This is a genomic window from Idiomarina sp. ST20R2A10, from assembly GCF_051842345.1.
GTDB lineage: Bacteria > Pseudomonadota > Gammaproteobacteria > Enterobacterales > Alteromonadaceae > Idiomarina > Idiomarina loihiensis.
On sequence record NZ_JBNIEY010000003.1, the window covers coordinates 1 to 23,130 of the forward strand.

Sequence of the window (23,130 nt, forward strand, 5' to 3'; positions counted from 1 at the left end):
GGTTTGAGCCCGAATCAGGCAGAGCAAAAATACTGGATTAACTATAAACCGGTGGCCAGTTTTTCTTGACCACTACAGCCCGCCGTTTGAACACGGCGGGCTTTTTTTGGCTGATAATCACCTTTTATTACTTAATAATTCTCTCCTTAATATGATATTAGATATATTTTTGTTGAAATAAATCGTTATATGATTTAACTTCCATTACGTAATAAAGAGTCAAAGCTGGATATTGTGAGCCAGTGATAGTGCGTAGGTGAGCATGTTCAATTCGCTGTCGATCAAATTAGCCGCGAATGAGCGTTTAATACTAAAGGGACCAGCAAGGCTCCGCTTAACTTCGAGGGCAGATAAATGACTAAATGGGCAGACTACGGAATATCAGCTGTTCGCTACGATAGCGACGACCAATATATTGATAAGGTGAAAGTTCATAAAGACAACGGCGACACTATAGGGGCCGATGATATTTGGAGCAGGAAAGACGTACTTGCGAAGATGGATGATGGTAAGACTTTCGTTACTATTGTTAAAGATGGCGACAATAAGTGGAAGAAAGGACAGGACGTCCACATCATTACGGTAGATGGCCGAAGATTCCTGAGAACTGATGCAAACAAAAAATCTAAAGACAACTTAGAAAATCTTCCAAAGTTCTAGTTTGAAGGTGTTTGGCTATGAAAGTTGCTTCTGGGTAGTGATATAAAAATCAAGTACACGCTCACGATGTTCCCCAGAAGCGTGTTATGTGAGTGAAGCGTAGGACAAAGATTGTGATACAGAAAGCTGTAGAGTTGACTCAACTGTGCGTTACTATGGAGATAAGTTTCGGCTGATTTCAACGTCCCCATGTATTTAATAAAGCATACTAATGCTGGGCATAGGAGAAGCTAGGGATATCAAACGTTAAGGCCAATCTAATGATTCATAAAAAGCTCTGACGTTATGATAGATTTGGTCAAATTCTGGCAGTTCTCCTGTTATTTCATCTTTTAACGTGGGGTAATCGGCTTTAGCTCGTTCATAAATCTCTCTATTATTCAGCGATTTATGATCTGGTTCGATTCCTCGTGCGCGACACTTTAAAACTAAACTGTAGAGAATTCGAGCTTTTTCATCTCCGTCGAAAGGGCCTTGTGACTGAAGCAAGTAGAAAAGGTCAAAAATGTCCTGTCGGCGCTGTCGATTTCTATCTATTTGTTGAAGTATTGCACGAAACTTTTCAGATATAAGATCCGTCAGAGCGTAAGCAACAACGTTGTCATCATCACTTATCTGTAAGTCTTCAACAAAATAAGTTTCCTCATTAAGACTGTAATCGATGGAAATGACCGACGGACACGCACCCGCTAGAAGGCGTTTATGCTTAGTTGTTCCTTTATAAGCGTGAGCAACCTTTATTTTCATACTCGGGAAGCTTGCATTCGGACGGTCTTTGGGCTGAACGGTAATGCTTTGTACCTTGCAGTCTAGGTCATAATCTAGTTGCTCGACTGTCTGGCTCAGCGCATTTTCTAGGGTGGACTGAATTTCTTCTGGGGGGATGTCATTTAGTTTCTGTTGGGTTGAGAAGTCAATATCTCGAGTAAATCGGGTACTTTTGTACCTTATGGCGAGAAGTATCCCTCCTTTAATAATCATCCTATCTCTTAAGTCGGGTTGTTGGGCTATAGCGACAAGAATTGTGTGCACGGCTTCCCTGAATTCCTGTTGACCTTTTTCCGCCTGAGCGACCCAGTCTTCGATATTATGATCTGAAATCATGATTCTGCCTATGAGCGTTTAAATACGTTAATAGAAATACACCACTTATCAGACCATTGAGGTATATATTCTGTTGAGTGATCTAGCTTACGAGAACCTCCTCGTTGAGCAAAGTGAACCCAGGATGCGACGGTTTCATTTTTAACTCCCACCACTTCATCGAGAATATAACCGGCACGAACTTTATCAATTGCTCTGCCATTGGCATCGATTTCGTCAGTTATCAGCCGCAAGTACTGGTTGGCAAACTCTGAGAAAACGTCGATCACATGGTTCATGCCACCACAAAGTTCAGGATTTCTCAACATATCTAGAAATGTTCGGCCAACAGTTGATACTCGGAAGTTACGTCCACGAACGTTCTTATAGGCGCCCAAGTGGCTGGAATGTAGTACGCTAACTTCCTGCTTACCGACTCGTTTGAAATTAACTCGCCTTAATCGTGGAAGTCCACACTCGATGTATGTGTTTAAATCCTCTTTTAGATCTAACTCCATTCTTTTTAAGGCAGTTGCTTTCCACTCTTTTGGTGATGGCGATGAGAGGAAAAGCTTAGATGGGATCCTATCAGTTATTCCATGATAATCCATTGCGCTTAAATGAGATAAATAACAAAAGGGGTCAATGGTGCATGAAATATCTTCGATTGAATCTAATTCTCTGCCCAATAAAGTGAATACTGTATTTGGCATTCCTCGATATTCGCTCAAGATTCCTTCGGCTAGTAGCCTATTTGTAATACGTGTGAAATCTCTGCTGTCTGGGTAGTCTTTTTGAATCTTTATCAGTGGTTCTCCGCGAAAGTGTTTTTCCTTATATAGCCCAAATAAGAGTTTCCCTAAGTGATATTGAGTAAACACAGGGAAATTGAGATTTCCTAGAGAAAGAGTCATTGCCTTCGTTAGTTCCATTTTATCTCAACCTATAATGTATACGTCCTTAGGACGTATACATTATAGGTATGAATAAGTCAAGTTTTAATTCATGAGAGCTCTTGACAAAGCTCGTTTTGGACTGTAGGCTTATCGTCCTAAGGACGATAAGCCTACAGTCCTTAACCAAATATTCTTAATACAATTCTATATCAACAACTAGACTAATTATATTTGCAGAGCCAGCAACTGGTTTGGCTGATTGAAGTTCCTCAGTGTTTATTATTTACAATATTGCTCCTCAGCTCGCATAAAAATCATGTATTTATGTAATGCTGAGAGCATAGCTCTGGAGCTGCCATCCTCGACACCTCTTGTTTTCAAAAATGCCGTTCTTTGTTCACTGAGTGTCGAATCACGATATGAAAGATGAGCTTTTCCGTAGCGCGACTCGTTAGCGTCCTTGCTGTTAATTATTTTGATGGTGGCTCCTGCTGGCAATGCTGTTCGCCAATAGTTGAGCTTTTCCGAGTCTTCAGGTTCTTTTCTCTGTTTGACGTGAACTTTGAGTAGCCAACGATCCGGCAATACTACACCATCTAATCCTTTTGCGATTTTTCGCAGTTCGGCTCTGGAGTCTAGTCGTATATACGTCCTATTATTCGTCGTTTTCTCCAAAATAATGTTTGCCGCTTTGGCGGCTCGATTGGACGTGACACCTTGGAGTTCTTTTAATCGTTGTAAAATATCAACGGATTCCAATTTCTGAATATTTGTAGCGGGCATAGCGATTGTAAGACCACTTGATGCCTCCTCAGAGTAGAGGCGGGGCTTATTCTCTCCTGTCTGAAACCTAGGGTCATCACGATAGAAATAAGCGGCTTGGATAACCTCATTAATCCAACATATGTCCAGATTGTAAACGTCAGCGAGCTCATTGTTGGAAACTCCGTGGTCGTGCATGTGCAGGATTTTTTCAACGTACTCTGCGCTGCGTTTTGTGTTTGTGTTGAACGTTGGTACCTTGCTCTTTTTCGGAGTATTTTGAGGGCGAAGGTATTTAACCCAATGCGTGCGTTCGGTTTTGAATACGTCGTCTAGCACCGCCAACAACGATTTATTATCGAGCATTTCAGTGCCACCGTTTTCTTGGGCTAGCCGTCTCAATCTTCCTCCTTGGAGCGATGTTAGCTTTGTTATAAACGAGACGTCGTACTTCTGAGATCCGCTCATTGCGGCCTCAAAACGTAACAGATCAGTCAGATGAAAGTATGTACTGGTCGATGTTTCGGTATTTAGATGACCTGCAAACTCAGCTATCTCGGATAGAACATCGTCATGATCAGCGCCGTTAAAGTAGCGCCGAATAGCCGCTATCTGCTCAGCTGAGTATCCCGTTAATTGCTGAGCGCGCTCACTGCTGGCACAGCAAATTAATTGGCATGTAGTCAGCGCGTAATGGCGTAGCTGATAGGTATTAGTATGTACATTTAAGTAGTCGCTCAGCAAGCGAGTAATGTTTGCGCTGAGAGTGTCATAATTGATGAATGTGTCAGCGAGCTCATACTCTGAAAATAACAGCGCATTTGTTCTTTCCGTTGTTTCTAACTGTCGACGCCGGCAGTAATGTCGGATGAATTCCTCCTCGTCGGGCATCAGAAACAGCATGAGTGGTAGTGTGCGTTGTGCACTATATGTTTTAAGATTGAAATGCTCATTGGGTCTGATAAAAACTAGGCCATCTCCTCTCAAGTCAATATCCGACACTTCAAGGTTTATGGCTTCGTCCGGACGTAGACCAAGACGAGCCATCAACAACGTCATTGCGGTTACGGTTTCGATGACATGTTGAGTGCTGTGACTATAGGCTTCAGCCGTGTCGATCAGTAGCTGTCTTATCTGATGGCTACCTGGAATTGCACAACGAACAAACTTGGTACCACTGACAAAGTCAGCCAGTTGTTCAGGAATTTCGAAGCCCAGGTGATTATGCATATACAGCCAAAAATGCCTGAGGGTGGATGGGAATGTTGAATCCGCGCCTGACTCAAAAGCACGCAATTTTGTATAAAGTAATGAGCAGTCTGTTTGATCTAATCCTTCCAATCCCTCCGCTCCAATGTTTTCGGTTAAATATAGCCAAATCTTCCCCAAACAGCTTAACGTGCGTTTGCCAGAAGCCCCGCATGTCCATTTGCCAGCTTGAAACTTCCAAATAAACCAATTGAGCATGGGCTTCGCCGCTTTGGCACTAAATTGGCTCTGGTCTCGCAGTTGTATGAGAGCATTTTCGATAAGTGTGCTTTCATCGTCGCGCCCTGCGAAACGCCTATAAATATCGGCTATTTCATAAAGCAAAGCATCCGAGGTTGTTTGCAAATCACGCTTATTTAGGATCTTCCCGTCTTTCTTAGTGACTGGCCTCGTACGTTTTGTTATGCAATGACGTGTATTCAGAGACAGCAGGCATTCATCGAACGTCGATGCGTTATTTGCGCGGCCAGCGGCATAATGTTGAATGAATACTGGAACTCGCCCACCTTCTTGCCGGAAGAAGAGCAGTGATAGTGCGTCGGTGAGACGTTGGTTGGTGACTTTTTTGAGTTCCCGGTCGTTCAGAATCTCAGCAAGGAAGTCCTTAATCCTCTCCACCGCATTGTCTGTTTTATAATTTTTTGTGTGGCTGTTACGTAGCAATCCAATAAGCGCAGCAGTTGTCAGGGGATGTGGATAGAATACATGTGTATTGTATCGCTCATCGTCATTTTTGACATTCACGGGATGCCCAGAGGCGGAATATTTTAGACGAAAATAGCGCTCCGCTCCTGCCTGGGTTAGGACTGCCTGTGAGTCGTCAATTGCTTTCTCAATGACTGTTCTTAATAACGAATTTAAACCAGGAGCGTGGCACAAACCGCCATTTGCTGCGGCACTGAATAGGAAGATTGCGAGACGGTCTTCTTGGGTTATGGTATCGCTGTGAGTCACATATTCAAAAATTCTCGCCTCAGCCCCTGAAATTCTGCGATACCATTTTTCTGCGACTGGATTAATGGGGCTCCTAACCTTCTTCTTTTTATAGTAGGTTCGACCTGTCAATTTTAAATGGAGCGCATCAAACAATACTCGGGCGGTCTTTGTGTTTGTAATACGGTTAGAGCATTGCTTCCGTAGTTGTTCGAGTAAATCCTTGGGGAAGAAGTTTTCTTGTTCAAGCAAATACAGAATTTCGTACACGATGGTTGCCTGCACGGAAGATTTTGATTGGGCCGGGTTGCCAGCAAATTTCTGAATCAATTCACCGATCCTGGTAATAGCAGTTGTCATAAATCTAATCCTTTAAAAATACTGGTGCATGTTGGTTGGCCGAAAAAGGTTCATCTCCATAATGATGTCCTCAATCACTTTGCTGACTTCTCTTAACTGTTCAAACTTAGTGTTTTTGCTGCGCTCGTAGATGTGCTCAAACTTGAGTTGATGACCCGAATACGTATTGACTGCATATCGATCGATGCCGCTGTCGAAAAGTGATGTCATCATGAAGTGTCTGTGCCAGTTAGACCCATAGGTTTTATCTCGCTGATATACGTTGGTTAACGACTGAAAGTCATCGAGTAAAACATCGCCACGCCACTCTCTGAAAAGGTTTTCTTTTCCCTTGAGGGTCTTCCCTAGGGATTCGGCAACAGATGGGCTGTCAAATCGGACAAGACGCTCAAGGGACCTGAGGTATTTGAGATACTGCTTAAGCTCTCTCAGCGCATAGTCGCAAAGTGGAATCAGTCGGTTCGACCCCAAATCTTTGTCCAAAATTTCAACGGTATTTGCGTTGAAGTCGAAGAATTCAAGGGTCCGAAAGATGTTGGCATGTGGGCGGTGTAACGTAGCTAGCTGAAGTAGATTGATGACATAATCTGTGTAGCAATTGTGGATCTCGGCATAATCATAACGAGATTGCAGTGCCGACCTCAGTTTGCTGCGTAGATATTCAAATAGTGCAATCACAGAATCATGAGTCAGCACACGGGGTGAGCCAAATCGAAGGTCATTAGGTACATTTGACGCGAGATAGTTGCGCACATCAGTAACGTCGATGTATTGGTTCATAAATGCCACATGCTTCTCAAGTAGTGGCAGTGCATGAAACGCGATATATGAATTTTGACTGTAAGTGTCTTTTGGTTCATTCACGATGAATGACAATTCAAAAGAGGTAATACCAAATTGATGTTTTTGGTAACCCAACACATTAGATAGCCTAGCTGGCGTCACGTGCTCTTCCGTGGTTGGCTTAATATTGGTTAAGAAAGATTTAAACTTCTTCGTGCAGTCGTCAGCCGTAATACCTTCTTCGCGCATTTTTATAACTGGCTCTGCGAGCCACTCTGGTACAACGACATAACCATCTCGCTCAATCGATACAAGGTTTAGCATAGGTAGAGCTAATTCCGGCGTTTGCGCTAAATCCCAAGTGCTATAGAGCTTTGCGACTCCCAGTCCTGTGAGCTCAATTCGTTGGTCATCGCTCAATAGCTTTGTGAATGAGTAACCGGTCACTAATGACAATAATGCGAGACTGGCAAACCAGTTACCTTTATGCCGATGCTTATCGCAATACCTGACCAGCTCCAATAGAGTTGCCATCGAGAGCCGATCTTTCGAACTGGATGCCAGTTTACTGCGTTTAATCTCATGCAACTGACTATAACGGCTGGAATTGGGTTTCAGGCGCTTGAGCTCTGGAAGGATCATTGTTTACCCTCCAGCGGTTGCAGGCGAGATGTAAGCAACTTTGAGAGTTGCGTATCCACTGACTTTGGATCAATCGAAGCAAATGAATAACTGAACGCTCGCGGTGTTTCAAAACGACGAGTAAGAAACCGTGCGGAATTTACCAACGGACAGATTTTAGCCAGCTCAGCCAGGTAAGCTGGATGCTTAGCTTTGTCCGACTGGAACGCCAGAGCACCTATTGCGAACCGCCAGGCCTCATGTGTTATTTGGTAAGATTCCAGTTCAGGTTCAATAATCACCGATATCTGTTGCTCGATGGCTCCAGAATAAAGCAGGCCATGCCAGGCACTGAATACGTGATAGAATTTATCGATTTTAATAGCTCGTGGTACACACGTAGACCAAGTGCCGGTACTGCATGATTTAAGCAATGAAATATCACATTGGGGTTTAAGCCCCTGCGTAAACCTGAAAGCAGCTTTTGCGTTTTTGTGTATCGCGACTCTCGCGATAGGCACACGTCGAATTCTTGCGTTGTCCATTCCGATTACCCCTTCATCCTGAATTCAGGGCTAAGTTATCCGATTTGCTCAAAAAAATTCTCGCAACCGACAAAATTAATTTTAACTGCATGAATTTGTTATGTTTTTATAAATGTTGTTATTGGTTTTTCTTGCTGAGGGTTGATATTTTTGGATAAAAAGAAACCAATTTGGATCTGATATAATCAGAGTGTGAGTCATTGACGAACGACGATAAATTATTCTCTGGTTATCTAAAGATCTTTGCTCAAGGAAGCAAAAAGAAATTTAAAAGGAATTATATATGAGCTCAAAACACACCAACTGGACTGACGAGATGGACGCGTATCTCGTGGCCCATTATCACTCAAAGTCTGCATCGCAAATAGCAACCGAATTACAGACATCAAAGCAAGCGGTTCTTCGACGTGCAAGGAAGCTTGACGTTAAACGGAAAACTGAGTCTGACAGTGCCGAGCGGCCTACTTACTCAGCCGAGGAGGATGCCTACATTAAAGGTTTTATCGAACAGCAGGGTATAGAAGCTGTTGCTGAACAGCTCAACAGGTCAGTAAATGCTATTCGAAAGCGCGCACAGCGGCTCGGTGTATCGACAGCAAGTCATGTCAAAGCGCTAACAAAAGAAGAGCAGCAGTATCTCGAGCAAAACCTCGGGATTAAGAGCTACGCGGAGATAGGTCAGGTGCTTAATCGAAATGCAGATGCAGTTCGTTGGCATGCTCGAAAGCTGCGACGTTAAAGTTTTACCCCGGGGTGAAGCCAGGCGCGATATCGTGGTGGTTTTAATGATCAACCGTCGCCAGTAGAGTATGAGAAACGCTTTGAGAAAGCGGCTACTGAGTGTTTAATGAACTAGTGGCGATTCAGGAGCGGTTCGTTATGAATCATTTGCCCTATCGATCCGGAGGAAAGTGTCCCCCACATCATCGGAATATTCCTGGATAATATTGGCAATTACGATGTGATCCAATGTCGGCTCAAGAAATAGGAGGGTTATAGTAATCTGTGACAGGCTTATTGCTGCTGCATGAGCTGGGTCTGTCATGCCCGAGTTACTTTGTCCTACAAGCAAAATGTCTTCCGTGGCTTCGCACAACCCCAATCGGTTTCTCATAGCCTTTGACCCAGAGTGTATGTTCTGGCTAGCCCATTTGTAATACGGGCGCATATGGTCGAGCTTTACATTCTTTTCGATAGCCGCAAACCCAACTCTATTATGATTCGGGAAAAGATGGGCTGCCCATCCGTAGTTACCTGCGTACGATTTTCCGTATTTAGCAATCAATGCGTCGTATTCCAACTTGCAGCTGGCAATCTCAGTATCGCTTGGGCCTTTTTCCTGTAGCCTATGTGTCAACGGTAATCTAATTTTGACCCACTTAGCGGTAAAGTAAAATTGACCCACCCTTAGCGGTTTACTCATTAATCTGCTGATTCGTTACCGGTACTATTCCGGCCGCTTTTTTCCCTCGTAACCGATAGCTGTTTCCGGCAATCTGCACGATGTGTGCATGATGCAGTAACCGGTCGAGCAGTGCCGCTGTCAGCGTCTGGTCGTCAGCGAAGGCCGTTGACCATTGTGAGAACGGTAAGTTACTGGTAACAATAACGCTGCCGTGCTCATAACGCTTGGCTATGACGTTAAAGAACAGATTCGCTTCTTCACGTCCGAAGGGTAAATAACCGATTTCATCGATGACCAGTAGTTTGGGTGCCATAACACTGCGTTTAATATAGCTTTCGAGCCGGTCCTGCTTCTTTGCCGTCGCCAGCTGCAGCATCAGGTCGGCAGCGGTAATAAAGCGCACTTTAATGCTTTTCTGAATGGCCTGATAGGCGTAACTTAATGCCAGATGGCTTTTCCCCACACCGCTTGGCCCGAGTAAAACGATGTTCTCTGCCCGCTCGATAAAGGCCAGGCTGGTCAGCTCCTGAAGCTGTTTTTTGGGTGCCCCGGTGGCGAACTTAAAGTCGTAATCCGAGAACGATTTTATGGCCGGTAATCCGGCGAACTTGAGCAGGGTTTCCCGTGTGCGTTGCTGCCGGGCTTCCAGCTCAACGCTCAGCAACTGCTCAAGGAAGTCAGCCAATGAGTCTTCTCTACCGGCGGCGGTGTCAGCGATTGCTGACCATTCGGTTGCCAGGGTGCCTAATTTCAGTGTGTCACAGGCACTCTGTATCCGCTCCATTTGCAGGTTCATGGGCGAGCTCCCAGTAATTGGTCGTAGACACTTAGCGGGTGCTGGAAGCTCTCTATCGGCATTGCGGTACGTGATGGTATTGGCCGGGTTTTATCGGACAACGGCCTTGCCGGTAACGGTGCTAACGCCAGTTGCTCTTTAACCAGCAATACCGCAGGTTTTTGCTTCGTGGTTCCGTGTTTTCTCTGATGCGCGACATCCTCGAGCCAGGGACCGACCTGAGCGTTAGCCGTTTCTACATCCAATGCCAGCCCGGCTTGCTTCAACGTCGCTGCCAGTGGCGTAATAAAACTGTTTTTCAGGTAGCCGTTAAACCGCTCGACCTTACCTTTGGTTTTAGCTCGATATGGGCGGCAGGCTCTTAGCCTAAATCCATAATCGGACGCCAGCTCAAGCAGGTGCTTATTCCAGCGATGACGACCTTCACCATACGCATCGCGCTCAATCATCAGGCATTTGGCATTATCAAACAAAACTTCTTTCGGCACACCGCCGAAGTAGTGCAAGGCTTCCCGAATACCGGTTATCCAGTCCTCCTGCTTCTCGTGAGTGCTGAACCGAACGTAAGAGCCGCGGCTAAAGCCCATGGTTGCAACGAAAGCTTTGAGCTTAAAGCGACCCCGCTTGATGGTCGTAAAGTCCACCTGCATTTGCTTCCCCGGTGCCGTTTCAAATCGGACAATTTCCTCTTCAGTCTGAGGCTTAAACTGACGGATATAGATTTTTACAATCCCTTCCTTACCGTCATAACCCTGCGTTTCAATTTCACGGAACAAGACGGCTCCCGGTATCCAGTAGGGCTTTGCGGCTTCAATACGCTCCCGCAGATAAGGCTTAAAGGGATCCAGTTTTGATGGTCGCTCAAGCCTTGGTCCATAACTCGGTGTGCGCGCTATGTCGCGCAAATAACTGCGAACTGTGTTGCGTGCTATGCCTAATTTGCGGCTGATAGCCCGGATACTGTGACCTTGTTGGTGTAACACATGAATATCCACTAGTGACTCCTGATTTAACATTGCATCTCAACCGCCGTTCTTTTTTTCAGATCAGGCGGTCATTGTGCCTCAGGTGGGTCAATTTTAAATTGCCGTTAGTGGGTCAGTTTTACATTGCCGGTGACAGCCTATGCTCATATTTTTTGTGCTCCAGCATTCCATGATATGAATCGACCACATCGTGAAAGTAGAAGCGTTTAGCGCATTCACCGTCGTGCTTTGCCAGAAACATTCCTGTCGCGGCTACTTCATGAAGCGCACGCCATCTCGCGTGAGCGGCGTCTGCAAACCCATTCTCTAACAAGCACAATATTTCTCTCGCAATATGGCAAGCCCTCGCATGGTGCCGCACTACCAAATCAAAGACCAAATTGTTTTTAGAGACAGCATTGGGTCGGTAGGATTTATTGAACTCTTCACCTGACTCTGTGCAAATTACTATCAACGCCTCCAATAAATCGAAACCTTCTTGCCATCTGCTGATGTTTCGGGAAACAAACTCTGCAGAAAGTTTTCTATGCTCTTCAAGCATTCCGTATGTCGATTTAATGAGTGATGTCTTTATTGAATTGACAAGTTCGGGTGTGGTTTCGGCGATGACTTTCTCTACGTCAAATTCAGTAACTTTATCTGGATTTTCTCGAAGAAAGTCCTCCATCTGCTTTATAAGTGCATTCTGTAAGGTTTCCACTTAAATTCCCTATGATTCATAACGGCGACCATCACGCGCTTGTCTCGTGCATGGCATTGTTCTATTTTCAGTAATACTGCGTATAATCGGCTTCAAAGGCAGCTAACTCGGCGAGTTGGTCTAATATGGTTTTCCCAACCTCCAAGAGCTCTTTAGTTCGTTCAGGGTCATCCCAGCCTTCAACCCCGTGTTTGCCACCATGAAATAGATTGTTTCGAATGGTTTTCAGCAGACGAACCACTTTACACAGGTCAGAACCGCAGTCATCTAAACCCACGTTTCTCCATTCAAGGTCTGAGTTTTCCCCGACTTTCTGCCGTTTGGGGTTTAGCTCTAACAGCTTTTTCGATTCATCCGTGTGCTGAAAGGCTCGTTTGTGCTGTTCAATAAACTTCTCCCATCCTGGCTCAGCAGTATCTCCTGCGCCATCCCGCTTTAGGCATTTGTTCTCTTTCAATGCAAACTCAAACCGTGAAAACCAGTAGAAGAAATCAAATGCGATATCTTTCAATTCCTTACTAATGTCTTCTTTACGCATGACCTTTCCCTAAAATAGAACGCCCAACCACAGCGGCACCAACAAAGTAAGAGTCCAGTGCCGCAAGTGCGAACTGTTGCGACTGGTTATAAATCATTCTCGTTGATTACGGTAGCAATAAAATGCGGATTTTCTCCGCAAGTAAACACCGGAGCTTCTCCTTCTCGACGCACCGCAAGCAGATCATTTGATTCTTTAGAACCTCTCCGAGCATAGGCACCAAGGATGTCTTCAAACTCCAGACCTGCGCGGGCAACTAGCGTCTTTAATACGTCCTCGATCTGAGCCTCAGAGAATGTCCACGCCCTGATCTTTTTCTCAAAAATCTTCTCGACTCCGTCGTACCCTTCAATCTTCCAGTATCTTCGACTCATAATTTATGACGCCGCGCTCTGCGGCAAATTTGTAGCGTAGCGGAAAGCTTGTCGACCAGCAGCGCCTTGTTAGCCGTTGTATACTTGGTCATGAACATATTGTTCAATATTTTCTAAGCCCTGATACAGTCCAACTTCTTCCAGTTCTCGTTCCGAGTATAGCGGATAGTACTCTGGGGACGGATACGGATCTCCAAAAAGAGGAGAATTAGGGTTAAAGTGCTCAATGAAACCTATAAAATCCAATGTTCTACTGCTATCTAAAATAAGAGAATTACGGATGTAGATTACATAATTGGCAGCTTTCACAAGGTTATAAAAAAGAACCATAAGTATTCCCTTTTTTAAGTCAATGAACTGACCTTGCTCATGGTATGGAAGATCTCCGGTATCAATCCAGTAAGTGTAAACATCAGATTCAATATCGTACTTATTTTCAAATTCATAACACGATTTCAATACATCAGTAGCAACATGGTTAAAATTGACAATAGCCTCTTTAAGGGTTTGGCTTGCAGAGCTTGATGGAAACACCTTTAAATTGGTTTCAATTTTCATCAAATAAGAATGAATAGTATGTAAAAATTTACCAGTAAACCTGATATTAAAAAGCTGAAAGGGAATAATATTAGCGTTTGTTTGGAGATTTTTTATATCAGCATCTCTGTACCACGATTCAAAAAGCTTCTCGTTCGGATCATTAGATTTTATGGCCCAAGAATAGTATTTATCAATAACTTCCGGGTACTCGGATAGCCTTTCTACTATGTCGGCCCATCCAAATACATGAACCGAGAAAATACCTTTTTTTCTATTTTCCTCAGTTATTTCTCTTGCTCTCATTTCAATGCCAGCATCTTTTACTGATGTTGTAGCTATGATAAAGCACTCAAGTCTGGGCAAGAACCTTGAAGCCTTTTCTACTTCTGAGTTTAGTTCACGGAGGGTAAGCATGCTTCCGCTGTAATTATCCTTACCTTTACACTGAATTCCATAATACTTTCCATAAGCATTTGATGGGCTTCCAAAAATATCAACACCATGTTGAGTTTGACCGCTCCTGCCGTTTTTTTGAATATTTGGAGTATTCCATACTTGCGCCCACAAATCGCAGCATAAACTCTCAAAGTCTTGCCAGTTTTTTGGTGGTGGTATTTGAACTGGAGGAATATTTTTCAATTTCAATACCTGTTGTTTGAGGTTGGATTGGCTAACGCCAAATTCAGCGGCTTGTCCGCTGTAATGCTTTGTTAAATGATATTTCACCCGCTAGTTCTTCTATGCTTATATTTCCCTTCCGGTGAAGCATTGCATGACAATTTGGGCAAACTGGCCGCAAATCCCTTATCGGGTCAACTTCATATTCAGATTTAATCTCCGACATCGGGGTGAGGTGATGTACATGGATGTAACCGTCGCCTCGCTTTCCGTAAAACTCACTGAAACTGAAATCACATACGCAACATCGAGCTCCATATTCTCTGATACATGCATTTCTTGCTTCGGGGTTGCGCTCGTATGCATTTACAGTGATAGTTGTTTTTGCTCCTTCTTTGAGAGGCTCGTTAACCTCTTCAGCAAAGAAAAAATCATCAGAAAGATAAACCCCTCGGCTTGCCAGTTCAGTCCCCCAATCAAGTTCACAAGCCAACTTTATTTGTTGTCTCTGCCAAGCGAAATCCATATCCTGCTTATTGTGAAACTCAAAATATGACTTTGACGGAAACAAAGCTCTATCAGGGTGGTTTTTATTATTTATGATAATTCCGGTAATAGCAGGCAGTTTATTATGATGGAGCCACTCAGCCAACCCACCCATAGCATGTTTGTTCAGACTGTCGCCAGGTGTTCTTCCATCATTGGGAAACTCTAAATCATTGAGTACCTTCAAATAGGGTAGATGTGTCATTGGGTTGTTTGAATCAATAGTACCACTTTGGATATGTGAAATTAGGTAATTTAGAAGCCTTTCCTCATTCGAATTCAATGGCGGTGTTGCTCGGCTTTTAAATTCCAGAAACTCTAAGTAGGCTTTCAATGCAGACTGGCAGTTTCCCCAGTAATTTCTCTCTTTAAGAGAAACTTTCAACCGCCTCAGAATATCACTAACGGACTCGGAGCTATTTACAGAGTCTGAGGTTATATCAATGTGTAGATGATTTGTGATGGCAGATAAATATGTAGGGTAACTATTTACCGTACCCTCGACTAAACCCCTAACATCCCTCAGATATGATTTGTAGCCTTCAATATCTTCTATCACCACAACCTCCGTATCATTTAACGCATCGTGCGGCGCCGGTTTGTGGAGTGGCGTTTTGCGCTCGCCGCTACGCTAGCACAAAAAACCACGGAATAAGCTATCCTACTGGCACGTATGGTTATGTTATGTCATTGACATTAATAGACTTAAATAAACAACACAACAGCAAAAAGTGTAATATTTTCGAGGTGAACGTGCCGTGCATCGTTGGCATCTCTCTCACTTACGAGTGATGGGACTGAAGCAGACCGACGTTAAGAGGTTCGCTGCTCGCTCATAATTGCCTGTCAAGTTAGTGTAGAAGCTTTCGATTATTCTATTAGACCAAATAAGATCCAGTACCAGTAAAAGCCTTACACTAGTCCGTTATAATAAGGAAATCATAGTTAGCTTCAGCATACGTTTTAGCTTGTTGCCAGGAGGCAATTGCCCGCCTACCGATGAACGCGTCCAAAACCCGAAGTATCTTCAAGAGCTTTTATGGGTATTCAGCTTCTGCGGTTGAGCCATACGCTGAGTATGGTGGCAGGTGGATCCGCTTCACCCTGACCTAAGTTATTGCGCCCAAGCTCATAGTTGAGTCGCCGATACACGTCCCAGTACTCCCTAACGGCATCGACATCTTCCGGTATTGTACTGCCTGATTCACTGGGCGCGATCGAACTTAGCTACCCCCATCAGGTCACTTCGCGAAAGCACTCTGTCTTCCTGTTGAGCTATCAAACGTCTGAGGAAGACATCAGGTCGGTGGGTGAGAATCGTCCATAATTCATCAAATCAACATACCCACTTTATTCTCCGAATATTGATGAATTGGTGATTTTTTATACTCTGGTCTTTCAATTTTGGGGGCCTTGATCGGCTTGTCAGGAACCTGAACTGTCTGGCTAACTATCCTTTTTTCCATACCTCTTTGTGCCAACTTTTGCAGCGTTTCGGGATAGAACGACAAAATAGCTGGCTAAATGGCCTCGCTTAAATTTCTCCAGATCCTCCAGAATACTTGGCCTGAACGCTTAGTACCTACTAACACCACTTGAAAACGGCATGGTGATGTTTACTCCGGAGGCGGAGGTCACAGGTTCGACTCCTGTCGGGCGCGCCATTTCCCTAGCCTGCAGAGATTTTCCTCCTTTCGTATCTACTCTAAATTCTTTTCTTTGCTGATTTTTCGGCGTGACCGTTAGCTATTGTGGCTGATTTGGCGCTGGATCAGGGCTGTGTCCATTCTGTGTCCAGATTGTGGCCGCGGTTGCGGGTGACAAATTAGCGGATGTAAATTTTGACCTTTGCCTAATCTAATAATAAAACGAACTCCTCCAGAGAAAAAGTAATCGGCTCACTACATGCTTTATTTAGCAGGTGGAGCTGTGTAGTAATTTCCGTTATCGCTCCAGAACTATAACCAGCCTGAGTCGTTCATAACGAAATATTCGCCAAACGTGTTTTCTTCAACATTCTCAATTTTTGTTCCGTGTTTTATATCGCTTAATGTTACTTCATGCTTGCTAATTTCACCTGGCCCGAATACTTGGGCAATATAATGCTTTCCGTTTTCGCTATACAAATACATCGTTGTCTCCAAACCGTTTTTGGCATCCCACTTCCCTATTATTTCACCTACTATTCCGGGATCTACTGATTCAAGAGCGTCCTTTTCTGCAGTAGTTTTGCCCATAATATTTACATTCAATATTGGAGCGTAGTCGGTTCTTGCCCAGTAAACAGAAGTGCTCAACCTTTAATCGAGTTTAAGGGGCTGGAAAGACTGAAAATTCGTGTAGTTATAACCTAATCCTTGTTAAACCATAGCTTTCTGGTTTTTAGCGAAACTATTTATGATTTTGCTAAATAGGGGGAAAGGAATTGTGCTACCAGTTCAGCACACAGGCCGACCTCAACTTTTACGCCTCCCGCCGTTAGTATCTCTGCGCCTTTACCATTGTTTCTGATGTCTGGGTCGAGCATTGCGATAATCACATGCTTGATGCCCGAAGCGAGAAGTGTGCTTGCGCAAGCAGCAGTCCGGCCGACAAAAGAACAAGGCTCTAAAGTGACGTATGCAGTAACGCCGCTTAGGTCTCCTGAATGAGCATTTAAAGCCTCTACTTCTGCATGACTTCCACCAATGGCCTGCGTAAAGCCTTTGGATATTACTTCGCCATCTTTAACCAGCACACATCCGACAGGAGGATTCGGTTCACAGTGGGGAAGTGCTTGTTTGGAAATATTCAAAGCTTCCAGCATGAATTTTTCAGACATTTGAAACCTTCACCCCCGGTTTAGCTGGTTTACTTTAGTATGCCGTCATCAACAGCCTGCTCAAGTTTACTTCTGATGACAGACCAAAGCGCTTTGATGTCGCTCTCAATTCGTTGGTTTACGGAAAGCCCCTTACCTTTAGTAATTCCATGCGCCTTCCAGTTGGGGTTCTACTTCGTTATCACGGACGGTTTAAACTCGCGCTAAACTGCTGATCTTGTTTTGCCAGTCTACGACGCATTCTTGGATTATGAAACCGCTCAATATAATCAAAAATATCTGAACGAGCTTTATCCCTTGTTCGATAATGGCGATAATTCACTCTTTCACGCTTCAGTATCCCAAAAAATCCTTCACAGCCGGCGTTGTCGCTGCAGTTACCGACTGCGCTCATGCTGCTGATCAGGTTATTAAATTTGAGAGCACGCTGATAATCACCGCTGGTAAATTGAGAACCGCTATCCGAATGTAAAATCACAGGCTGATTGCCTGTTCGTTGCCAGACGGCCATTTCCACTGCGCGAACAACCATGTAACGATCCTGCCGATGATGCATAGACCAGCCCACTATCAGTTTGCTGTACAAGTCGAGCACAACGCACAGAAACGGTTTACCTTCGGTGGTTTTGACTTCGCCATTTAGTTTCAGGCTCTGTTGCTGTGAAGTCACGTGCCAGGTGATCTTTAAGGCCAGCGGGTCTGGCGGCCGGTCGCTTTCGGCCTCGTCCTTTCTTATGAGTCCAGCCCTGAAAGCCATTAACGGCCATTAAGCGGGCCACACGATTCAGACTCACTCGTTCACCTTCAATAGACAGATCTTCATGCATACGTGGTGCGCCAATTACACCACCACTGTCCTCGTGGATCTCCTTAATGCGCGTCAGTATCCGCTGATTTTCGACGTCCCGGGCACTGGGAGGCTGTGCTGCCCAGGCGTAATATCCGTTGGGTGACATTTTCAGACATCGACACATTAAGCGTATCGGAAACTTATCTCGGCAACGCTCTATCGCCTGATATCTCAGAACGAGTCTTTTGCGAAGAACGTTGCCGCTTCTCGCAAAAATCCCGTTCCTTTTTAAGCCGGGAATTCTCGCGTTTAAGCCGCGCCATTTCTTCGTCACGGGGGTTACTTGATCCCTTGAAAGCTTTTTAGAGGATGGTTCGGCTTCACGCCGCCACCGGCTGAGCAAAGAGTAATTTAAGGCCAGACTTCCGACTTTAAGCCGATCTATTAGAGTTCCGCAGAGTTAAAACGGTGAGTGGTGCAATGATAAGGACTGAACCTATATAAAACCTTGCGTCAGGGGTTTCGGTAAAAAACACAATCCCCAGTATTACCGCCCCAATAAGGCCTGTATACTCGGCGCTGGTGACTTTGTTGCTTTCTGCGGCTCGATAAGCAAAAACGCAGGTACCGGCATAAATCATCGCAAACAAACTGGAGCCCACTGAAATTAAAAAAGTACTGACATCAAAACTGGCACCTTCAAACCATGCCATTGCAGAAGCTAAAGGAATACCCAATAGGTTAGTTAAGTAAAGCGTGTCCAGAATACTGTGTTCAGCCGGAAGCTTTTTTACTAGCAGATTATTGAGCGCCAGGGTTGTAGCAACCACCAGGGCCGCCAACGCAAAAATGTTTGTAGAGGAGGGGTTCACAATTACCAATACGCCAACCATGCCTAAGACTGCAGTAATCAAAGATAAGCGTGTGACACGCTCTTTAAAAAACATGCGGGCTAATACAACCGTGATAATAGGCGCCGCATAAAATATGGCATTCGCAGTCGCTAGCGGTAAAGTGGTTAATGATATCACCATAAACACCGTACCGAGTAAAAAAATATGAGCGCGAGTGGCATGCCAACGTATATTCTTAGGCAATAATGGGCGCTTAAAAAGCAACATAAACGGTAAAAGCATCAGCGTGGCACTTATTTGACGGTATAAAACAAATTGAAAAGGTGCCTCAAAACCATCCAGTAGCTTAATCAAAGAATCTGAGAGAATAACGATGTTATTTCCTAAGACCAACATAATAATAGCCATGAGCAATGAGCGATCCACCTTTGTTCTCCTCTTTAAACTGTTAGCGATGAGGGCATTTTACGTGGCTCTTTTTATTAAATATAATGATATTAACTAATTTTCACATGAGGTTTTTAGATAATGAGCCTTCCGCTTCGCTCCATCCATTATTTTGTTGAAGTTGCGCGTTGCGAGAGCTTTTCCCTGGCAGCAGAGCGCTTACATGTGTCACAAAGTGCCGTGAGTCATCAGGTGGCACTACTTGAAGGATATTTGGGTGATGATCTCTTTGTTCGGCGGGGCCGCAAAATTTTGTTAACAGCAGTCGGCGAGAACTATTTTAATGAAGTTGCTGGAGCAATTAACGCGATTGAAGGGGCGACTGCAAACGTCAGGCAATATGATACCCGGCAGGTAAAGCTGGCGGTGCATGGTTCGTTAGCGGTAAAGTGGCTGATACCGGCCCTCGATGAGTTCCGACAACGCTATCCTAATGTGGAATTGACGCTGCAAATGCTGACTCAGGATGGTAATTTTGATACCCAGTGGGCTGACTGCTTTATTACAACACAGCCGCCAGGCATGGGTTATCAGCGCTACCATTTGTATGATGAAACGTTAAAGCCCTATTGTTCAAAAGCATTATGGGCTGAGGCTCATCGGCTCGAAAGTGCGGGTGACCTCATTCAATATCCATTACTGTCAGCGATAAGCGCATTTGCCAGCGGCGAACCGGGAACCGACTGGCAGCGTTGGTTTAAAAAAGCCAACCTTCGGTTACCTGTGAGCGCTAGGGTTCACCACTTTAGTCATTTATTACTTGCTGCCGAGGCGGCTAAATACGGACAGGGAATTGCGCTGTTAAATGAGTTTATGACAACCGAGCAAGAGCGTGAAGAAAGTTTGTTTGAATTGCCGTTTCACAGTATTCAAACCGATGACAGTTTCTATTTTGTTTACCCTTCCAGTACCGCTAAAAGTCCCGGGCTTGAGTCCCTGGGCGATTGGTTGGTCGCTTTATGCCGTACACGGCATTAGTCTTGATACTTAACTTGTCAGCCTTAGCAATACTGGCCTCGAGTTCTCTCCATGTAGCGATGTGTCTCGAGCCTAATGGCAATGAGGAACCCAGAATTTATCTTGTAAAAACTGAGTGGGTAGAATCCAGGCGCTGCTAAGAAGCGCCCGGTAGATTTAAATTCCCAAAGTTACAGCATAAGTTAACATCAGTACCGAGAGTCCAATGAAGATAATACACAGAGGCAGAAACTGCATAGGGAGGTTTAGCTCCCTTTCAAGAGCACTTGCTCCTACCAAATTATAGGCGTTTTAGTTAATATTTAAACCACGGTGATTGCTAATCGACGCATAATTTAGGGTAGTGGTTATCTGGCTAACTATCCTTTTTTCCATACCCTTTTGTGGCAAGTTTTGCAGGGGTTGGAGATAAAACGCTAAAACATCTGGCTAAATGGCCTCGTTAAAATATTCCTGAGATCCCTATAGAACGTGGCCTGCACGGTTAGTAACTTCTCTCACCATTTAACGTCAGCCAGTCGCTATTTACTCCGGAGGCGGAGGTCACAGGTTCGACTCCTGTCGGGCGCGCCATCTTTTGAAGTTCTCGCATTGATAGTAACTATTAACTCAATTTCTCTTGTGTCCATTCTGTGTCCCAAATTATCTCCGACTACACGCTTACGATAACTTTGTTATTTTAGTAGGGCGTTTTACCCTTCATTGCTTTCCTAACTGTCAACAAAGCACAATTAACATATGCTGCTCTGAAAGAATTAAAAAAACGGTAATATTTTCGACAACTGGATCGTCTTTAAGTCGAGATGTGTTTTTGGAGAATGACATTGCAGCAACACAAAGCGAAAATATCTGACTTGGCACTGCAACACGGGAGGCTAGTCTTTCACTGCGCATATCGACTGTTAAGCGATACACACCTTGCAGAGGATGTGACTCAAGACGTATTTATTAAACTGTTTAAAAAATCTCTTAAAAGCATGAACGAGGTGAAAAACTGGCCTGCTTATTTAAAGTCTATGGCAGTTACCACAGCGATTGATTATCTACGTCGTAATAAAAGATTAGCGGAAGACGACTTGGAAAGCGTGCCTGAAAATGAAAGTGATACATCAAGGCACCCTTTGAACCAAGTTTTACGAGACCGTGATTTGATACTGTTCAAACAAGCCCTTTTGCAATTGACAGAGCAAGACGCTCACATATATTGCCTGCGTCATGTCGAAGGATACTCTTACCAAGAAATCGCCGAATTAATGCATGTCTCTAGCAATTCAGTCGGCGTATCCCTGCATCGCTCACAGCTAAAACTCTCCAGTATCGTAGGTAAATCAGAATATTTAGGAGCTCGTCATGAACACTAATCACGATTCTATTCAGACTATGCTTAATAAAGTTAAGGGACAAAAGCCTTCGGAACATGACGATATAGCAATGCAGTCCCGACTTCACGCTGCCATTGATGCACAAGACAACCCTGTAGATGAAGAAGAACCCGGCAACGGTATGATTCGTCTTTGGAGTTGGTTAAAAACCGCCTCACAACCAAAGCGATTTGGCTTTGCTGGAACGGCTGCCGCTTTGGTGCTAACCGCTGTGTTGATTATCACCACGTCGGTGAGCAAACCTGCATTTGCATCGGTGGTCAAGAAGTTAAGCGAAATCACCAGTATGGTGTACACAGGACAAATGCAGTCGGATGACCAAGTTATTATGACAGTAGAGGTTTTTTACCAATCGCCCAGTAAAATTAGGGTGGTCAACACACCGCTTCCAGACATTGAAGGTGCACCTTCAGTAGTGAACGTGATGGATACTAAACTTGGTAAGGGGTTAATACTCTTCCCTGAACGCAAAGTTGCCATGCCTATTAATTTTACGCCTGGTCAAAACGCGAAAGAGGCGCTGGAAAATGAGTTACTTGATTGGCACACGAAAATTTTAAATTACGACGGTGAAGTGAAGAGTGAACCAGGTGTAGTTATCGATGGAATAGAAACGACTGTCTTTACAGTGGAGCCTGAAAACATGAGATTGACTTTATGGGTCGATCCTAAGACTGAATTACCTATTCGTATAAGAGTAGAGACAATGGATGGACCGTATTTTGTTTTTGAGGCAGATGTGGCATTTAATGAAGCGATAGACCCTGAAATGTTCGACTTAGCGCCATCTGGCTATGAAATTATGGGAGCGGATTCGGAGTAAGCCAGGCTGTTGCCGAGCTCGGGCACTTGCGAATCGGCCGTGGCGCTACGGGGTTATAAACCATCAGTAATGCCCGAGTCGGCAACGGCAGAACGAGTATCCCAACTAAAATCCAGAAGGATACTTGCCAGAACATGTTTAACTCCCTTTACGTATAACGGTTCTTTTTCAACAGGTCTTTGCCTATTATTCTTTACCAAACTTTCCGGCTATCTGCTCTGTTTACCAATTTACTTATTAAGTAAGCAGCTAAGAAAAAAGCAGGCGTCGCAAAAATGTCTGGATGCATAATCCAGGTTGCCAGTCCCAGTAACACGCTTAAGTACTCGACCCAAACGAGTTTATTTCTTCTATTGACGCCAAACAAACTTAATTTGAACCAGACCGGTTGTTGCTTCCAGTATTTAGATTCTTTATCAATCACAGTAATTTCCTCCGTTAGCTTCGACACATCAACTTCGAATACAGAGGCCAGTGATTTAAGAGATTCCATACTTGCTTTATTGCCGCTTTCTATACGTTGAATTGTTCTTACACTCAAGCCTGACATTATCGCTAATTGTTCTTGAGACCAATTTTTACGTTCTCTCAATTTTTAATCATTCAAATTCTCCTGGTAT

At 44.3% G+C, this 23,130-nt stretch carries 22 protein-coding genes and 1 pseudogene; 5 read left to right on the forward strand and 18 right to left on the reverse strand.

Features of this window, described 5'->3' with window-relative positions; genetic code table 11:
- Positions 1-354: 354 nt before the first annotated feature.
- Entirely contained in the window at positions 355-660 is a 306-nt protein-coding gene (locus ACP7H9_RS05790; protein ID WP_114981789.1) for a DUF3892 domain-containing protein, read from the forward strand.
- Between the two features lie 246 nt (positions 661-906).
- Here the strand turns inward: ACP7H9_RS05790 and ACP7H9_RS05795 are convergent, their stop codons facing one another.
- From ACP7H9_RS05795 to ACP7H9_RS05815, 5 genes are all read right to left on the reverse strand, one after another.
- Complete coding sequence (locus ACP7H9_RS05795) at positions 907-1,764, reverse strand: nucleotidyl transferase AbiEii/AbiGii toxin family protein (protein WP_114981788.1); 858 nt, start codon at positions 1,762-1,764, stop codon at positions 907-909.
- 8 nt (positions 1,765-1,772) lie between these two features.
- Positions 1,773-2,675 (reverse strand): type IV toxin-antitoxin system AbiEi family antitoxin domain-containing protein, encoded by a 903-nt coding sequence (locus ACP7H9_RS05800; protein WP_114981787.1) that lies wholly within the window; start codon positions 2,673-2,675, stop codon positions 1,773-1,775.
- Positions 2,676-2,918: 243 nt separating this feature from the next.
- Positions 2,919-5,963, reverse strand: coding sequence for a site-specific integrase (locus ACP7H9_RS05805; protein ID WP_114981786.1), 3,045 nt, complete (start codon positions 5,961-5,963; stop codon positions 2,919-2,921).
- 12 nt (positions 5,964-5,975) lie between these two features.
- Complete coding sequence (locus ACP7H9_RS05810) at positions 5,976-7,388, reverse strand: site-specific integrase (protein WP_114981785.1); 1,413 nt, start codon at positions 7,386-7,388, stop codon at positions 5,976-5,978.
- Entirely contained in the window at positions 7,385-7,912 is a 528-nt protein-coding gene (locus tag ACP7H9_RS05815) for a hypothetical protein (RefSeq protein ID WP_114981784.1), read from the reverse strand. Before ACP7H9_RS05815 ends, ACP7H9_RS05810 begins: the two co-directional genes overlap by 4 nt.
- Positions 7,913-8,195: 283 nt before the next feature.
- Between ACP7H9_RS05815 and ACP7H9_RS05820 the strand changes: the two genes are divergently transcribed.
- Positions 8,196-8,651: a hypothetical protein gene (locus ACP7H9_RS05820; protein WP_114981783.1), complete on the forward strand. Its 456-nt coding sequence runs from the start codon at positions 8,196-8,198 to the stop codon at positions 8,649-8,651.
- A gap of 138 nt (positions 8,652-8,789) precedes the next feature.
- Here the strand turns inward: ACP7H9_RS05820 and ACP7H9_RS05825 are convergent, their stop codons facing one another.
- The 12 genes and pseudogenes from ACP7H9_RS05825 to ACP7H9_RS05880 all read right to left on the reverse strand — a co-directional run bounded on the left by ACP7H9_RS05825 (position 8,790) and on the right by ACP7H9_RS05880 (position 19,306).
- A complete protein-coding gene (locus tag ACP7H9_RS05825; protein WP_227016333.1) occupies positions 8,790-9,335 on the reverse strand; it encodes a DUF5677 domain-containing protein in 546 nt (181 codons plus the stop codon).
- Positions 9,328-10,113, reverse strand: a complete 786-nt coding sequence (gene istB / locus ACP7H9_RS05830) for an IS21-like element helper ATPase IstB (protein ID WP_114981782.1) — start codon at positions 10,111-10,113, stop codon at positions 9,328-9,330. The genes ACP7H9_RS05825 and istB overlap by 8 nt, the downstream gene beginning before the upstream one ends.
- Positions 10,110-11,129, reverse strand: a complete 1,020-nt coding sequence (gene istA, locus ACP7H9_RS05835) for an IS21 family transposase (RefSeq protein ID WP_034823186.1) — start codon at positions 11,127-11,129, stop codon at positions 10,110-10,112. Before istA ends, istB begins: the two co-directional genes overlap by 4 nt.
- Positions 11,130-11,217: 88 nt before the next feature.
- Positions 11,218-11,799, reverse strand: a complete 582-nt coding sequence (locus ACP7H9_RS05840; protein WP_114981781.1) for a DUF5677 domain-containing protein — start codon at positions 11,797-11,799, stop codon at positions 11,218-11,220.
- 67 nt (positions 11,800-11,866) lie between these two features.
- On the reverse strand, positions 11,867-12,337 hold the full coding sequence (locus ACP7H9_RS05845) for a hypothetical protein (RefSeq protein ID WP_114981780.1): 471 nt from the start codon (positions 12,335-12,337) through the stop codon (positions 11,867-11,869).
- Between the two features lie 86 nt (positions 12,338-12,423).
- Positions 12,424-12,711 carry a hypothetical protein gene (locus ACP7H9_RS05850; RefSeq protein WP_114981779.1) on the reverse strand — a complete coding sequence of 96 codons (288 nt, stop codon included), beginning with the start codon at positions 12,709-12,711 and terminating at the stop codon, positions 12,424-12,426.
- 69 nt (positions 12,712-12,780) lie between these two features.
- A complete protein-coding gene (locus ACP7H9_RS05855; protein WP_439222340.1) occupies positions 12,781-13,977 on the reverse strand; it encodes a hypothetical protein in 1,197 nt (398 codons plus the stop codon).
- Positions 13,934-14,974 carry an HNH endonuclease gene (locus tag ACP7H9_RS05860; RefSeq protein WP_227016332.1) on the reverse strand — a complete coding sequence of 347 codons (1,041 nt, stop codon included), beginning with the start codon at positions 14,972-14,974 and terminating at the stop codon, positions 13,934-13,936. Before ACP7H9_RS05860 ends, ACP7H9_RS05855 begins: the two co-directional genes overlap by 44 nt.
- A gap of 1,399 nt (positions 14,975-16,373) precedes the next feature.
- Positions 16,374-16,712, reverse strand: coding sequence for a hypothetical protein (locus ACP7H9_RS05865; RefSeq protein ID WP_439222341.1), 339 nt, complete (start codon positions 16,710-16,712; stop codon positions 16,374-16,376).
- 98 nt (positions 16,713-16,810) lie between these two features.
- Entirely contained in the window at positions 16,811-17,236 is a 426-nt protein-coding gene (locus ACP7H9_RS05870) for a bifunctional diaminohydroxyphosphoribosylaminopyrimidine deaminase/5-amino-6-(5-phosphoribosylamino)uracil reductase RibD (RefSeq protein ID WP_011233313.1), read from the reverse strand.
- Positions 17,237-17,417: 181 nt separating this feature from the next.
- Positions 17,418-18,438: pseudogene (locus tag ACP7H9_RS05875) on the reverse strand (IS3 family transposase); the annotation flags it as partial.
- Between the two features lie 19 nt (positions 18,439-18,457).
- The gene (locus ACP7H9_RS05880; RefSeq protein ID WP_011233316.1) at positions 18,458-19,306 is read right to left on the reverse strand and encodes a DMT family transporter; all 849 of its coding nucleotides are present in this window, start codon (positions 19,304-19,306) and stop codon (positions 18,458-18,460) included.
- Between the two features lie 102 nt (positions 19,307-19,408).
- Here ACP7H9_RS05880 and ACP7H9_RS05885 point away from each other — a divergent pair, with 102 nt between their 5' ends.
- The 3 genes from ACP7H9_RS05885 (at position 19,409) to ACP7H9_RS05895 (ending at position 22,510) form a co-directional block, all read left to right on the forward strand.
- Positions 19,409-20,305, forward strand: a complete 897-nt coding sequence (locus tag ACP7H9_RS05885; protein ID WP_011233317.1) for a LysR substrate-binding domain-containing protein — start codon at positions 19,409-19,411, stop codon at positions 20,303-20,305.
- Between the two features lie 818 nt (positions 20,306-21,123).
- Positions 21,124-21,666, forward strand: coding sequence for an RNA polymerase sigma factor (locus ACP7H9_RS05890; protein ID WP_011233318.1), 543 nt, complete (start codon positions 21,124-21,126; stop codon positions 21,664-21,666).
- A complete protein-coding gene (locus ACP7H9_RS05895; protein WP_011233319.1) occupies positions 21,656-22,510 on the forward strand; it encodes a LolA family protein in 855 nt (284 codons plus the stop codon). The genes ACP7H9_RS05890 and ACP7H9_RS05895 overlap by 11 nt, the downstream gene beginning before the upstream one ends.
- A 193-nt stretch (positions 22,511-22,703) precedes the next feature.
- Here the strand turns inward: ACP7H9_RS05895 and ACP7H9_RS05900 are convergent, their stop codons facing one another.
- Positions 22,704-23,060, reverse strand: coding sequence for a helix-turn-helix domain-containing protein (locus ACP7H9_RS05900; protein WP_114981774.1), 357 nt, complete (start codon positions 23,058-23,060; stop codon positions 22,704-22,706).
- Positions 23,061-23,130 lie beyond the last annotated feature (70 nt).

Excerpts from the sequence above, each read along its gene's own strand:
- ACP7H9_RS05790 (WP_114981789.1), top strand. The coding sequence starts at position 355 with ATGACTAAATGGGCAGACTACGGAATATCAGCTGTTCGCTACGATAGC.
- ACP7H9_RS05795 (WP_114981788.1), bottom strand. The coding sequence starts at position 1,764 with ATGATTTCAGATCATAATATCGAAGACTGGGTCGCTCAGGCGGAAAAA.
- ACP7H9_RS05800 (WP_114981787.1), bottom strand. The coding sequence starts at position 2,675 with ATGGAACTAACGAAGGCAATGACTCTTTCTCTAGGAAATCTCAATTTC.
- ACP7H9_RS05805 (WP_114981786.1), bottom strand. The coding sequence starts at position 5,963 with ATGACAACTGCTATTACCAGGATCGGTGAATTGATTCAGAAATTTGCT.
- ACP7H9_RS05810 (WP_114981785.1), bottom strand. The coding sequence starts at position 7,388 with ATGATCCTTCCAGAGCTCAAGCGCCTGAAACCCAATTCCAGCCGTTAT.
- ACP7H9_RS05815 (WP_114981784.1), bottom strand. The coding sequence starts at position 7,912 with ATGGACAACGCAAGAATTCGACGTGTGCCTATCGCGAGAGTCGCGATA.
- ACP7H9_RS05820 (WP_114981783.1), top strand. The coding sequence starts at position 8,196 with ATGAGCTCAAAACACACCAACTGGACTGACGAGATGGACGCGTATCTC.
- ACP7H9_RS05825 (WP_227016333.1), bottom strand. The coding sequence starts at position 9,335 with ATGAGTAAACCGCTAAGGGTGGGTCAATTTTACTTTACCGCTAAGTGG.
- istB (WP_114981782.1), bottom strand. The coding sequence starts at position 10,113 with ATGAACCTGCAAATGGAGCGGATACAGAGTGCCTGTGACACACTGAAA.
- istA (WP_034823186.1), bottom strand. The coding sequence starts at position 11,129 with ATGTTAAATCAGGAGTCACTAGTGGATATTCATGTGTTACACCAACAA.
- ACP7H9_RS05845 (WP_114981780.1), bottom strand. The coding sequence starts at position 12,337 with ATGCGTAAAGAAGACATTAGTAAGGAATTGAAAGATATCGCATTTGAT.
- ACP7H9_RS05850 (WP_114981779.1), bottom strand. The coding sequence starts at position 12,711 with ATGAGTCGAAGATACTGGAAGATTGAAGGGTACGACGGAGTCGAGAAG.
- ACP7H9_RS05870 (WP_011233313.1), bottom strand. The coding sequence starts at position 17,236 with ATGTCTGAAAAATTCATGCTGGAAGCTTTGAATATTTCCAAACAAGCA.
- ACP7H9_RS05885 (WP_011233317.1), top strand. The coding sequence starts at position 19,409 with ATGAGCCTTCCGCTTCGCTCCATCCATTATTTTGTTGAAGTTGCGCGT.
- ACP7H9_RS05890 (WP_011233318.1), top strand. The coding sequence starts at position 21,124 with ATGACATTGCAGCAACACAAAGCGAAAATATCTGACTTGGCACTGCAA.
- ACP7H9_RS05895 (WP_011233319.1), top strand. The coding sequence starts at position 21,656 with ATGAACACTAATCACGATTCTATTCAGACTATGCTTAATAAAGTTAAG.
- ACP7H9_RS05900 (WP_114981774.1), bottom strand. The coding sequence starts at position 23,060 with ATGTCAGGCTTGAGTGTAAGAACAATTCAACGTATAGAAAGCGGCAAT.